Source organism: Niabella sp. CPT15-335-S11 (genome assembly GCF_058792415.1).
In genome coordinates this window covers 90,823-105,441 of sequence record NZ_JBYTEI010000004.1, presented here as the reverse complement: position 1 = coordinate 105,441, position 14,619 = coordinate 90,823, and the positions used below count along the sequence as shown (strand labels likewise).

At 47.9% G+C, this 14,619-nt stretch carries 8 protein-coding genes; 2 read left to right on the top strand and 6 right to left on the bottom strand.

Annotated features, from left to right (window positions below; genetic code table 11):
* The first annotated feature begins 4 nt into the window (after positions 1–4).
* Positions 5–967 (top strand): YihY/virulence factor BrkB family protein, encoded by a 963-nt coding sequence (locus AC3WS5_RS13195; protein WP_492467863.1) that lies wholly within the window; start codon positions 5–7, stop codon positions 965–967.
* A 132-nt stretch (positions 968–1,099) separates the two neighbouring features.
* On the opposite strand, the gene AC3WS5_RS13190 is transcribed toward AC3WS5_RS13195, so the two are convergent.
* On the bottom strand, positions 1,100–1,738 hold the full coding sequence (locus AC3WS5_RS13190) for a TrmH family RNA methyltransferase (RefSeq protein ID WP_492467862.1): 639 nt from the start codon (positions 1,736–1,738) through the stop codon (positions 1,100–1,102).
* A 37-nt stretch (positions 1,739–1,775) separates the two neighbouring features.
* The gene (locus tag AC3WS5_RS13185; RefSeq protein WP_492467861.1) at positions 1,776–3,671 is read right to left on the bottom strand and encodes a DUF4962 domain-containing protein; all 1,896 of its coding nucleotides are present in this window, start codon (positions 3,669–3,671) and stop codon (positions 1,776–1,778) included.
* Between the two features lie 193 nt (positions 3,672–3,864).
* Here AC3WS5_RS13185 and AC3WS5_RS13180 point away from each other — a divergent pair, with 193 nt between their 5' ends.
* A complete protein-coding gene (locus AC3WS5_RS13180) occupies positions 3,865–4,467 on the top strand; it encodes a DUF4126 domain-containing protein (protein WP_492467860.1) in 603 nt (200 codons plus the stop codon).
* A 1-nt stretch (position 4,468) separates the two neighbouring features.
* Here the strand turns inward: AC3WS5_RS13180 and mnmC2 are convergent, their stop codons facing one another.
* From mnmC2 to AC3WS5_RS13160, 4 genes are all read right to left on the bottom strand, one after another.
* Complete coding sequence (mnmC2, locus tag AC3WS5_RS13175; protein ID WP_492467859.1) at positions 4,469–5,194, bottom strand: tRNA (5-methylaminomethyl-2-thiouridine)(34)-methyltransferase MnmC2; 726 nt, start codon at positions 5,192–5,194, stop codon at positions 4,469–4,471.
* Between the two features lie 81 nt (positions 5,195–5,275).
* Positions 5,276–7,144 (bottom strand): outer membrane protein assembly factor BamB family protein, encoded by a 1,869-nt coding sequence (locus AC3WS5_RS13170; protein WP_492467858.1) that lies wholly within the window; start codon positions 7,142–7,144, stop codon positions 5,276–5,278.
* 56 nt (positions 7,145–7,200) lie between these two features.
* Entirely contained in the window at positions 7,201–13,335 is a 6,135-nt protein-coding gene (locus AC3WS5_RS13165) for an alpha-2-macroglobulin family protein (RefSeq protein ID WP_492467857.1), read from the bottom strand.
* A 56-nt stretch (positions 13,336–13,391) separates the two neighbouring features.
* Positions 13,392–14,570, bottom strand: coding sequence for a M20 metallopeptidase family protein (locus AC3WS5_RS13160; protein ID WP_492467856.1), 1,179 nt, complete (start codon positions 14,568–14,570; stop codon positions 13,392–13,394).
* Positions 14,571–14,619: the final 49 nt, after the last annotated feature.

Sequence of the window (14,619 nt, the reverse complement as noted above, 5' to 3'; positions counted from 1 at the left end):
GGATTTGCGCAATAATTTTCTACATTATATTGACCAGTCCGCGCCTGTCAGGGCATTGGTGAAACTGGCCAGGAAGACGCGTCTGCCTGGCTTTGGCAATGCTTCTTTGCATGAGGTTGCGACGCGATTCAAAGAGCAGGTGCGTACAGACAACCTGACTGAGAGAGCTTCAGCGATATCGTTTAATTTCGCGATGGCTATTCCTCCTACTTTGATATTTCTCTTTACGCTAATTCCATTCCTGCCCATCAGCCAGCATTTTGTGTCGCAATTATACGCGTTGATCAGGGATATCGTGCCGGGACGGAGCAATTACAGGGCGATCGTTCAATTTCTGGATGATCTCCAGAACAGGCACCGGGGCGGACTTTTGTCTTTTGGTGTATTGCTATCGCTGTTTTTCTCTTCCAACGCCATCATGGGTGTCATGCGTTCGTTTGATAAGAATTATCCGGGGTTTATAAAACGAAAAGGGCTCAGAAAAAGACTGGCTGCTATCCGGATAACGGTCGTACTTTACTTGCTGTTCCTTGTTTACCTGGGATTAATGGCGGGGCAAAAAGCGGTATTGATCGCGCTTGGCATCCGGAATCATACGGTGGTGATAACAATAACCTGGTTGCGCTGGCTGATCATGATTTTCCTGTTTTTCATTATTATCGCCATCATCTATCGATATGTGCCTTCGGTACAAAAGCGATGGAAAATACTGACGCCCGGTTCTGTGGTTGCGACATTGTTAATGTTGATTGGGGCGCTCGGTTTTTCCTGGTGGGTGAGCCGTTTTGGCAATTATCACAAATTGTACGGTTCTATTGGCACGCTGATGGTCATAATGGCCCTGATTTTTGTGAATTCCTTCAGCCTGCTGGTTGGCTTTGAATTGAATCTGAGTATCTATTCGGTCTCGCGGGATAAAGATCCGGCTACTGCAACAGGACTTTCAGAGGACGAAAAGGTTTCATAGGCTTGCCTCCCTTCGGGAGGTGAACCTGCCGTCGGGAGGTGAACCTGCCGTCGGCAGGTTGAGACTTAGAATAAGACTAATATATTTTTATATATGTGTAATGCCTAACGTCTAGCGTCTGGCATCTAGAATCTAACGTCCCCGCCCGAACGTACCGTTCGGTACGGGCGGGTAATATCTAGTATCTGAGTTCAAGTCCCATTCCTGCAGCAATTGCTTTTTACGCGGATCATTCAAATCCGTATGTTGATAATATCCTTTCAGTGCCCGCTGTCGGTAAGCCTCATACAGCGTGACCGCGCAGGCGACGCTGATGTTGAGTGATTGGATGATGCCTTCCTGTGGTATCACAAAGTTCCCATCAGAGTTACTTCTGAGCGCTTCTGTTATACCGCCGTGTTCATTGCCAAATACGAGGGCCAGGCTCCCCGTTAAATCCATTTGATAAAGAGAGGTGGCCTGGTTGCCGAGATGGGTGGTAAAAATCTGATCATACCGGCTCCTCAACGCGGCCAGGCATTCTTCTGTATCGTGGAACTGGTGAACGGTCATCCATTTTGCAGCGCTTGAACTGCTTCTTGGACCCCATTTTTTATGTGGTGGGAGCCGGGTGGTCAGGATATAAATGTCCTGAACCCCAACTGAATCGCAGGTTCGCATAACGGCGGATATATTATGCGGATCAAAAACATTTTCCAGCACAATGCCGAGGTTGGTTTGTCGCCTGGCAATGACTCCTCGTAATCTTGACTCACGTTCTGGCGTCATCATGCTTACTTTTGTATCGCTAATTTGTATATATGAATATCTAATCCCTCGGCCAATTCTTAAGCTCCCCGATATTCAGATCGACATCTCCCGAATTTTTCTCCGGATAGAGAAAAATGCTAAAAGAAGTCGCTGCTCCCGCCGGAAGCGAAGCTTCAAAACCGGTTAGTGTATAACCGGGATTTGGCGCATCGAAATCATTCGGGCCCACGGTAGACCAGGTTTTCAGCGTTATCGCGGCAGGTGACACGATCTTCATGACGAGTTTCTTTGAACCCTTCGTCAGTACGATGGTTGAAGGATCTGAAAAACTAACACTGGCGGAGGTCAGCAATGTCCATCTCAGTTTACCTCCGGTCGGAAGCGCCTTAATTTCATCACGCACGCAAACATATTTATTCCCCATTAAAGCGATACCCCTGTGCGCGGAAGCGACCTGACCATCATAAATCGTGCTGAGATCCGTGGTGGCATTCATAAAATCAGGTTTGGCCGAAAAACCGCTAAAGGGAGCCGAGCCGGAAACTTTTTGGAACTGATCATCAAAACTAAGCGTGTTGTGCGTGAGGTTATTGTACCTGAAGATAGTCCAGCGTTGTGAATTCTGTTGCATGCCCCACAGTTGAACGCCTTTGGATTCCAGGGAATTGTAGTCCTGGCTACCGAAATCACTGGCCCAGCGTTCTCCAAGAGCATCCATCACAAAGGATCCGGCATCCATATGAGCGTGGTTAACCGATGGCGATCCGCATTTAAGCCCTACATATATAGCATCAGGGTCGGTCCAGGAACTTCGCATCATCGCTACCGGATTTACACCCCTGCCAGCCCACATCAGTTTGTTTGGTGTGACGATGTCCCGCGTGGTTTTTCCCATCATCCAAATCAGCAGCGCCGGCAACAGCCGTTCTCCGGTCAATGTACTGCTGGTGCCCTTATCCAGGAATTCCTTTTCCTGCGCAAGCAGCGAGTGGTCATTCAGCTTGTTGGCGAACCAGAACATCGCCGGTTGCAACCCACCCTTCATGCCCGCATCCGAATAATTGAAGCATAATCCGCCAGGTCCGGTCATATGTTCCATGTACCCCGCCGTATTCAAAAAGCCGGGAGTCTTTGAAAAGTCAAAATTGGTCTTCCTGAACTTTTCGAAAGCGTCGATAAACAGTACGTTGAATGATGTTCCATAGCCCCAATAGCTGTATCCTTCCGGATAGGCGCCATCGGGCTCATACATATCCATTACGAGTGGGAGGGAAGCGATGGCTCTGTTAAGCACTATTTGCGTTGAGTCGGCATAGTCCTCGTACACCGCTATCGCTCCGAAAGAAATACCCGCGTTGCAGACCTGGTTCCAGTTATGCTTTGCCCTGAGCCAGGAATTATACGATGGGTTAAAAGAAGGTTCAATACCTTTTTTGATAATGGCATTTTTAATAAGCGATTTGGAATTTTTAGAAAGCTGGTCGAAAAGCCAGTCGTAACCAATGGCCATAGCCAATGTCATTTCCGCCACATCCAGAAAATGAGATGGGTTCCAGTCGGTAAACTCCGCCAGGTGTATCATCTCCTGTTCTGCGCGTGCACCATACCGTTTGTCATTAGTGAGGCGCTGTGCATAGGACAAGTAAAAGATACGCCGGATGGCCTCCCTGGATACGCTCAGTAGCCTGCGCCCGGTGACGACTCTTTCCAATACAGGGGTTGTGATCAGCTTGTTGCACTCTGATATGATTGCCTCATGGACCTTATTCAGAGCCGGGTCTGAGGCGAGTGTCTGACGAATCTTGCTTTCTTCGCCTTTGAGCAATAAAAGGCGGGGATGTCCGGCAGCGCTTTCCAGCGGTGGATTTGGATTGATGCCTGTCTTTTCAGGTTTACGGCTGCAGGCAGTGAGCGAAAGCAAAAGGGTTGGCAATATGATAAGTAATCGTATCATGAACAGAGATTTAGCTGCAATTTAACCCAAATCCAGCAGTAAAACACAAAGCAGCCAAATAATGGCTCCCGATTATTTTATTATCCAAGCAGAGGCTTTGTCGTAATCGGACGAACATTTCGAAATTCAAAGAATTAATAATAAATCCGGCCTGAAAATACGTGCTGATCGGACAAAAGCGTAATTTTAGGATATGATGGTAGATGTTCAGACGGTTACGGCGTCCGCCCTGGGCATTGCGCTGGCGGCTTGTTGCGGCTTCCGTGTGTTTGTACCCATGCTGGTGGCAGGCATCGCGGGGCGGTTTGACCTATTTTCCTTTTCCGAACATTATGCCTGGCTTTCATCCACGCCCGCACTTATAGCCCTGGGAACCGCGACCGTAGCGGAGATCTTTGCTTATTATATTCCTTTTGTAGATAATATTTTGGACACTATTTCGGCCCCTTTAGCTATGGTGGCAGGAAGCATGCTGGCCATTGCCGTCATACCTGCAGATAGCGAATGGATCAAATGGCTGGTTGGTATCATTGCCGGTGGAGGAGGAGCCGGACTCATCGCCGCAGGTACGGGATTTCTGAGATTGTTTAGTAGTAAGACCACGCTGGGAACTGGAAACGTCATGGTTGCCACCGGCGAAAATACAGCGGCAGTCGGCGGTTCGATCCTTTCGTTCGTGATCCCCGTTATCATGGCCGCACTTTTTATTCTGCTATTTATCTGGGTGATCCGGAAAGTATTTAGCCGGTTCGGAAGAAAGGAAAGAGGGAAGAGCCCAACCCGGTTTCCAGGTTGAATCAAGGTTTTACAACCCGGATGATTTCCCGCTTTCCAGGCGGACCGGGAAGTTTCTGCACCTGAAAGCCGATACTCGTAAGTTTTTTCCTGACGGCAGACTTCGAGCAGTAGGTAGTCAGTATACCGCCGGGTGACATCGCTTTAAAAATTTTCTCGAAAACTTCACTAGTCCATAGTTCCGGCTGATCTTCGGGTGCAAATGCATCATAATAAATCAGGTGGTAAATATCATGGAACGTATAGCTGCCAAAATCACCCTCGGTTTTCATCAGTGTAAAATAGGGGCTGACGACGACTTCCTGGTCCCAGGGCGATCGGATAATGGATGCATATAAAGCGGGCTCGCGTAACAGGTCAGGATAGTTCAGTTGTGAAAGAATTTCCGTGGGTAGAGGATGCAGTTCTACCGTATGGTAGATCAGTTTTGTTTTCGTTCTCAACGCCTCGCGTGCCGCCAACAGTACGTTAAGCCCTGTACCAAAGCCCATTTCAAAGATCCTGATCTGATCTGCAACGGGATGATTTTCGAGAAAGAATTTCAAAGCAGCATTCAGAAACACATGATTTGATTCCTGGATAGCACCGTGGATAGAATGAAAACTGATGCCCGGAGAACCGAATAGCACAGTATCCGATCCATCTTCGGTCCTGACGATTTCATATCGGTTTTCTTCAGCCATTGCGTTTAACAAAGAATTCCCCGGACTGGTTTGCTCCTTGTTCACCTCATCTGCATTGTCCTCCGAATCTTCGGAAAGAAAATCAACAAAAGCTTCGGATCATTTCATCCCGGTAATCCTGGTAATCTACCTGGGAATTGATAATACCACCAATTTTCCATCCATCGTTGTGACAACCGCGGTCTGATCATTCAGAAATTTCATATCATTGACCAGCGAGTTAGATACTTTATGTAACCATAAAGTTGCGCCGGTTTTCCGGTCGAACGAAGCTACAAGACCCTTATCACCCAAAGCATAGACCTTCCCATTATATTCAGAAACTACGGAAGGGTTCAGTTCATATCCGAAAACCGAGGGCGTTTCCCAGCGAATGACCGCGCTATCACCGCGGGTGTCAACGCCGATGATCTTTCCCTGCATTGTTTTTGCAAAGACGAGGTTGCTGTCGGCAGAGAGTCCCATCGACTCGCGTACCCAGTGTTCATCCCATTTGTGTTTCCAGATAATTTTGCCCGTTTCCGCATTAAGCGCTGTCATGAACCTGTCCGGTGCGACGATAAAAATTCTGCCGTTTGTCGCGACAGGCACACAGGATGCCGGAGATAACATCCGGTTTGAATAACCATCGAAATTTTTCCAGATCAGTTTTCCTGATGCGATGTCCAGGCAATAGAATTCATTACCCCAGGCCCCAAAATAAATGCGGTTTTGATAGATCAGCGGTTGCGATTTCATGAAGCCCTTAACGCTGTCAAAACTCCAGGCAAGTTTCCCGGTTTGCAGATCCAGTGCGCGGAAACGGCCCTCTGAAGAGCCGAGGTAAATATGATTATTTTTTATAACGGGTGAAGCGACGAGCGATTTTGGGGTTGTGGTCTTCCAGATTAGCCTGCCGCTTTCGGCATTCAGGCAATAGATGGTCCCATCGGTCGAAGGAATGATCACTTTGTTTTTTTCGATCGCAGGCGTACTGTAGATCTTGCCTCCGGTGGCAAACTGCCAAATGATTTTCCGGGTAGATGGATCGAAAGCAATGACCCGGCCCTTAGCATCGGGCGTGATAACCAGATTTTTGTAGATGGCCATGCCTGATCCGATGTCGCTCGCATCCTGGTATCGCCAGATTTCCCGGACCCGCGGAAACTCCTGGTTGACCTGGTAGGAGGGCCTGGGATATCGGTTAGTGTCATCTTTATAATGATGATTTGTAAGCGGGATTTTAAGCCATGTTTCTTTGGTGAGTACACCGGGCAGTCTTGTCCGGAAAAACGCACTGTCCTTTTCAAAAGTGATGATATTGTATCCGCCCACCGAATCGCGTGCCCTGAGGTTAGACCTGCTCATCGCCGCGGGGATACCTTCAAAGTTGAATGCTCGATTCTGATGCCCGTGGCCGCACAAATACAACTGTGTATTGCGGGCCTTCAGGCGGTCAGCCAGCTCGTACCAGTTATTTAGTGAGGAGTCGAGCGGATAGTGATTCACGAAGATGATGGGAGCCTGTGCCGGTACGGTTTTTAAGACCGAATCCATCCACACGATATTTTCATAAGGCACCTGACCGGGGCTCATTTTCATATTTGGTCCGCAGTTGTTTCCCATAAAATAATATCCGCCAAAACGGAAGCTGAAAGTCTCGCTGCCAAAGATTCGAAGGAAAGAATTGGTGCCGCTTTCGCTCCAGTTGTCATCATGATTTCCGGGAATGATATACCAGGGCTTATCGAGTGAATCCAGGATTTGTTTGGCTAACTGCAATTCATCATCGGAGCCAAACTCCGTTATATCCCCGGATGCAATGATGAATTTTATTTCGGGGTTTAGATTGATGTCATGTACCGTGCGGCGCAGGTCTTCATCAGCCCCCTGGGATCCGATATGGAGGTCGGTAATCTGGGCAAATTGAAACGCAGGCTGGGCGGTTGCCTGCTGAACAAGAAGCAGCAGGCTGAAGCCTAATAAATAAAACTTGTCTGCAAAAATCTTAGTCACGCTATTTTTGAATTTGGTATGATACATTGAGAAAAAATAAACGTCTCTTTTTTAAATCACTCTACAGTGATATTTATATTTTTACTGTGCGAACTGAATTCCGGCGCGTACATACACTGGATAGTTGAAATACCATCACTGAAATTCCCCGCCTGGGTCGCAAAAAGATCATATTCAAAAACATAGCTGCCTTTTGGCAGGAAGTCGATGAAGAAATTAGTGCCAGCATCCCGCGTGGTCTCGTAGTAACCCAGTCCGCCCTGCCATTTATATTGACTCAACACATTCACGGGTTCAAAACTGCTTGCCCGCATGTCTTTGAGCTGTAGGTACTCCATGTCCCTGTCTGCACTTAATTCAATCCTTACCTTCACCTTATCGCCTACCCGGATGCTGGTCCCATCATTTATAGGCGTTAGCACCGGACCCCGGTCACTATTCTTTTCCAAAAATAATCTTTTCGTCAGTTTCAATCCGGATGCAGCAGCGGGCACCTTGTCGAGCGCCTCAAAGTACTGCCAATACACGGCGCCCCAGGAGGATCCGGTAAGATTGTTTTTCGACTTGGCTACTGGTTTTTCTGATGGCGAGCCCCCATTCACTCGCAATGAAATTTCGCCCATGGAAGGTTTTACTTTTTCTCCCGGGATCCATTTCTTGAAATATCCGGTGCCGCTTTCCGGCTTTTCTTCGTTAGAATTAAACTGTGTTGTACCAAGGGTTATTTCAACCGCTGGCGTATTGGAAAGCCAGTTTGATCCACGCAACAGCAGCGCGTAACAGGCCTCGGCAGTGGCTTTGGTGCTCCCCCAGTGATTGGTTTGTTTATTTTTCAGCAACCAGGTTCTGAGGTCGTCGGCAGTCGCCACATCGCCTCCGATCTCTTCGAAAGCTTCAATGATCATCGCCTGTCTTTCAATGGGTGCATCATACCAGCGCCAGCTTCGGGCGTTGTCCTTATAGTACATACCCATTTCGTCCTGATAGATAGCCGTTTCCTTCAGCGAACGCAGAATTTCTTTTGCAGTCGCCGCATCATTGCGACGGGACATCGCCAGCGCGATCATCGCCTGCATGAATTTATTCTGTTGTGTCCATGTTGCCTTGTTTCTTGCACTGAAATAGTCAATGATTTTCTGCACTTCGGGCGCCACTTTCAGGCTTTGGAAGAAGCTTCGCATGTAGAGATACTGAATAACATAATAAGAAGGCGCGTATTTATTGAGGTCTGTCTTGCTGTTAACCAGATTATCATATTCCTCCTTGATCTTGCTGTCGAGGTAGGGGATTGCAGCTTGTACGATTCTGTTGAGATTCGATTCTTGTAATCCACTTACTGCCTTCAGCTTTTTCAAGTGTCCGATACCCGTAACGATATATTGGGTGATGAAACGATCATCCGGTCCGTTCCGGAACCAGACAAAACCTCCGTTCGGACTCTGCATCTGCCGGAGTTTTTCAAAACTTTTGCTGAGTTCGCCGTTCATCCGTGACAGGTCAAACAGCAGCGCAATATTTTTTCGCTGCGCCGCTTCATTTTTAGCCTGTAAAACCCAGGGAGTTTCTTCCAGCAACAACGATTTCAGTTCAGGATTTTTCTCAAGATTGCTCTTAAGCGCCGAACTGTCTCCTGCTTTCCAGCGTTCAAAGATTTGTTTGATATCCGGAGAACTCTTTGCCAGTAGGGTCGCCAGGCTATTTGCATAGTACCGGTTCCAGTTTTGCTCGGCGCACTCATAAGGATATTCCATCATGTATGGTATTGACTGCACGGCAAACCAAACCGGATTCGAGCTGTATTCCACCGTTAATCCCTGATTGGTGAGGGTTTCGCTGGATCCGCTTTTCAGCAGGTTCTCTAGCCTGAATTTCTTTTCACCGGTTCCACGCATGTGGAGGGGAAGGGTTTCTGTGACCAGGATCCGGTTGGTGAGAACGGGAATCACATTTTCTTCGCCGTCGCTGAGATGGATATTCTCGCCGCTTCCGCCAACACGCGCGGTGATCCGCCAGGTCAGCGCTTTATTGAATTGAGCAGGGACTTCCACGGGGAAGGACAGCTCCTGACTTTTGCCGGCAGAAATGGTGAAGTATTGTTTGGGTATCACATTCTTAAACCAGCCGTCAACAGGTTCAGCAGTAGCTGCGTCGAATAATTCGAGGGTAGCCAGACCAGTCAATTCATTCGGAGAAAGGTTAACGATTTTGGAACTGAGTTTCAGCCGGTCGCCTTCCCGCAAAAACCTGGGAATATTGGGTTGCACCATCAGTTCCTTTTGAGTGATAATTTCCTTGCTGCTGTATCCCATCGACATATGCTGGGTGTGCGCCAGCGCCTGGAACTTCCACCGGGTCAGGGCTTCGGGTATAGTAAAGGAGAATTGAATATTGCCAGCCGGGTCCGTTCTCAGATTAGGAAAAAAGAAGGCCGTTTCATTGAAGTTTTTTCGGATCCTTAATTCACTCTCGCCCGGGTTTTGTCCAGACTGACCTTTTAGCGCCAAACTGTCCGCAGTTCCTTGAAGGAGCGGAACGGCGCCTGTGACGTCCGAAGCGTTTTGCTTGCCATAGCCGACCACTACCGTTTCACTTAATTGCTCTGCATTTTCAGCAGAGATTCCTCCGATGCGCCCGTTCAGTCCCCTGATCATGATCCCGGGTGGGCGACTCCCCGCGCCGTACTGTTCGAATATCTGATCGTAGTTCTTTTCGTAAGTCTTGTTCGAAAAAGTGTAACCATTCCCCAGCATTGCCGGGGCAGCGCCGAAATTGTTGGATACCCAGGTGGGATTATTAACATATTTGCTCCAAAGTCCCGGTACCTGCCAGCGGTGCGGATAGAATTGATCCAGTGATGCATCATACATGGAAGCCAGCATTTCAGCAGCAACTTTTTCCTTCTTGTTACCTGATATCCTGACGGACCATTTTTCATCGGCGCCCGGCTCAGTCTTATCCCGGAAACTACTGTATTCAATGTTAAGTTCTTTGTTGCTCCAGGGTACGTTGATGGTCTGACTTACCTGGAATATCCGGTTGTTTTTTACAAACATGAAACTTACGCCATAGCCGCCGCGGTCGGCTTCAGTAGCACTATAGGTAAATAATTTCTTTTCATGGCTAAGTCTGGAAAAACTGTACTGATCGCTTTGCTTGCTCACCTTCTGAATCAAAAAAATATTTTCGGCGGAGCTCTGGAGTGTCATTTCAGTCCTTTGTCCCGGCTCGATGGATTCAGGGTTAGTAGACACCAGGTATTGCGGGTAGGCCGGTTGAGACTGCCTGGGGTTATAGACTTCCACGTAATGAAGGTCGCGGACAGCCCTGCCATTTTTATCTTCGGTGGATATGTCGAGCACATAAAAACCCGGTGATACCGACTGACTGTTTATTTTGAAGATGCCCGTTGAATCACTTTCGCCCCGCTGTTCCAGGGTTGCAGCCTCTACCTGCCATGACTTGGGGTCATTTTCATTGTCGTAGATATCATTCGGGAAATTTTTTATATATTCTTCGCGGGTCATCACAAACTGATCGGGTTTTGGCCAGTATCTGTTTCGTAACAAACGTTGTTCAGGTTTTAGTTTTGAAAGGCTGACCTTAAGCTTGGCTTTTTCAAATGCCCCGGCCATGTTAGTGGTTAGGATTTTTATTTTTTGCAGGCTGTCGATTGAAACCCTGTCAGGTATTTCTGTTTTTATGATCAGGGACTTGTAGCCCACCGAGACCACACTGCTGGTGCTGCGCACTTCGCCGTTTATATCGGTGACATCGGCATAAATACGATAGTCGAAGATTGGTTCTAAGCCTGGATCGGTCTTCAGATCAGGCAGGGCCAGGAAGCTGATGAAGAACAGACCATCCGGATTCGTGGAAGTTTCACCATGGGCTATTTCCTGCTCGGGGCTTTGGGGCCAGCCAATGCGTGAACTGAACAGCCAGGGGTAGGGGAAGCGGGCCATCCGTGCAACCCGGTACCTGACCGTAGCTCCTCCAATGGTGTTACCAGCGTAGGCCAGGGCTTTACCGGGTACCAAAATAGAATCGTTCAATTTGTAACTACCTTTCGGTTTCTCTAAATCGACATAGAATCGCGGTCTCTTGTATTCCTCCACGTTAAACCCAATCGTTCCCGACCAGTCTGCCGTACTAATGGAAAAACTTCCGTTCAATCCGCTGCTGGGCAGGGTAAACCTCCGGTTGAATGAACCGAATTCATTGGCTGTAACCAGCATGCTGTCTGCCTTTTGCTGATTGGCATCAATCAAATAGACGGTTGTTTTGTATCCCTGGTGCACTTCGGAATTCTTACCATCGGCTTGCCTGTCAACGGCAATCCCCTTGAAATAAACCGTTTGTCCGGGGCGGTAAAGACTCCTGTCCGTAAACAAAAACGCCCTGGTATTTATTTTTTTTGAATTTGCGGCCTGATAGCTGTTGTAGGTGTTAAAATAGTAAACAGCATCGTCCATAAATAAAACATCACCATTATGTGAAATTTCAAATTGATAGTTGTATCCTCTTTCCTTGTCATCTTTTTTGATGAATTTGAAATATCCGTTGCGGTCCGTTGAATATTCGGCAAATCTGATTTTCCTGGTGGTACTGTTCAAGTAGTTGTACTCCGGGCGCCACACCTGCACTTTTGCATTTTTCAGTGGCTGCCCGCTATTCCGGTTTAGCACAAAATAGTCATTCCTGTTACCGACCATGCTGATATGAGATATATTCACCAGGCGTGCACCCAGGATATTTTCTTTTTGATCAAAGCGGTCATTTAGCGAACTCAGAATAAAATATTCTCCGGGCGGCAAAGCATCGACCTTTAATTCCACGGAATGGTTTTGCAGATCGGTGTTTGCGGGGAGGTCCTGTGCCCAGGAACGGATGGGTTTTGTAACCGTAAGTTTTTCCCAGAACTTGTTTCCGCTGTTTCCCTGAATGCTGTTATATTTCAGATCGCCCGCAGCCGGAATAATTCGCAGGTAAAGTTTTTGAATATTTTTGAAACTCAGCAGAAACCTGAATGGCTGGTTGGGTATATTGACCTTCTCAGCTTGAATATTGTAGGATGGTGCAGTAAGCTCGTGGTTCAGGTTAAAGGCATTGACATATCCTTCGGATTCTGTACGAGCTGTTGCAAGAATCTTATCGGTCAGTTCTTTGGCTTTGACCAGTTCAAACCGGTTGGCGGTATCTACACCTGGCTGGAAGCTCACACCTTTTATCCGGTGCCACAGGGCCAGCAGGTAAAGAGCCTGCGATGCGGCGGGCTGATTGCTATATTTTCTAAAAATATTTTCGAGCGCTTCTGTGTAATAGGTATCCGAATTTGGATTGACAGATTTCAAACGTACATATTGAAGTCTGTCCAGATCCAGATCAATCAGCGCATCGGGTTTTTCGTCTTTCAGGTGGAGGCTGATGAGTTCCTGGTAAATAAGTAACGCTTTGTATGATAGAGAAAGGCTATCCTTCGAATCGAACTTAAACGCTGCGAACCGTGCTGCATCTGCAAAAGCTTCCGGCTGGCTAATCTCGAACGAATACGCCGGCCGGGTGATGTCGCGCTCGTCATTTTTGAAATACTGAAGTGCCCGTTGTGCCAGGAGATCGTAAAGGGTAGGGCGAAGGTAGCGCCGGTTGCCTTTGGTGATCAGCGCATCCCAGGGCTCAAGCCTGGAACGCTGCAGCAGTTCTTTGTTTTTGATGGAGGCCAAATACAAGCCCGAAATTTTCTTGTGAAAATCTGTAGCCGTCCAGATCTCGGGATCCTCATTGCCTGAGCCTTCCACGTTGGTTCTGTTATATATTTTAAATCGATTGCGCGCGAAGAGCTGTTGGTATAAGCCCGCCAGGTAGCTGTTGAGCAGTGAGGTCACCGGTTCCTGACTATTTGAAATTTCTTTTTCTAACTCCCGGATGGACATGATTTCGTTGTTCTCCCGGTTCTCCTGTTGGACGGAGTTCAGATAGACCAGTGATTTGACAACTTGTGCGTCCTGCTTTTCCGATTTTGCTTTTTTATAGATCCCGAGCACGATCTCTCTCGCCGAAGCGGGCAATCCCTTGCTAATGGCTTCTTCAGCTTTTTTCCAGTCGGCCTCGTAATTTCTGATAGTCTGGCCAATGACTGTCATACCCGATCCGGTCAGCATGATGATTGTCAGGAGCAGTTTCAGTGTCTTCATCCGTATGTTTTTTTGTTCTCCGCCTCTGTTTGAAATGGAAGATGATCTGTTGATCCTCAGGGTTCGGTGCTCACGGCCAGCCAGGTCATCATACCCATACCCGTTTCGATAGCCCGCTCGTCGAGGTTAAAGTGTGGTGTGTGAACACCGGCCGTGATTCCGAGCGCTTTATTTCGGACGCCCAGCCGGAAGAAGCACCCCGGTATTAGTTGTGTATAATAGCCAAAATCTTCTGCACCCATTCTTATTTCGGTGGTTTCTACCCGTTCGGGTCCGGCGTAAGCGATGGCGTTTTGTCTGGCAGATTCCGTCAGTTTTTCATTATTCAGAACACAGGGGTAACCCAGGTCGATGTGCAGATCTAACGCGCCGCCCATACTTTTCACCAGATTTTCCGAGGTTTCCCGAATCAGATGATGGGCTTCATGTCGCCAGGTCTCATCCATCGCGCGGAAAGTTCCCATTAATTTCACTTCACCAGGAATCACATTCGTGGTTGTACCCCCGTTGAACGCTGTGATGGAAAGTACGGAGGGGTTAAGCGGATTATTTCTTCGGCTGATGATTTGTTGAAGGGCAACGACGAGGTGCGAACTAATCAATACCGGATCTACGCACAAATGCGGGGCGGCTGCGTGCCCGCCAATCCCGCGAATCGTGAAATATAGCTCATCGGCGCTTGCCATCACTTTACCACTTCTGAAGCTAAGTCTTCCAGCATCGAGGGTGGTGTGCACATGTAAGCCGAAAATCGCCTGTGGTTTCGGGTTTTCAAGAACGCCCTCCGCTATCAGCAGGCTTGCGCCTCCGGGATTTTTTTCTTCTCCAGGCTGAAAGATCAGTTTAACGGTGCCTTCCCATTGATCTTTGAGTTCATTCAGAATTTTAGAAGCTCCCAGCAGGCAGGCGGTATGAGCATCGTGTCCGCAAGCGTGCATAACGCCTGGGTTTTTGGATTTATAGGGGACTTCGTTCTCTTCGGTAATCGGCAGGGCGTCCATATCGGCACGCAAGGCAATGATCTTTCTTTTAGGGTTTTTGCCTTTGATGATACCGATTACGCCGGTCCCCGCTTTGATTTCGAATGGAATTTGCCATTCAGACAGTTTTCTTTGTACGAGAGCTGAGGTTTCGTATTCCTGGTAGCTCAATTCGGGATTGGCATGAAGTTGTCTTCTGACGGCGATGAATTCATCCGCGTATTTCTTAGCCAATTGCTGGATGGTCTGAATCATTCGACAAAAATAACGTAAACGGGAAAGAAATTATCCCGTGGGGGTGGAT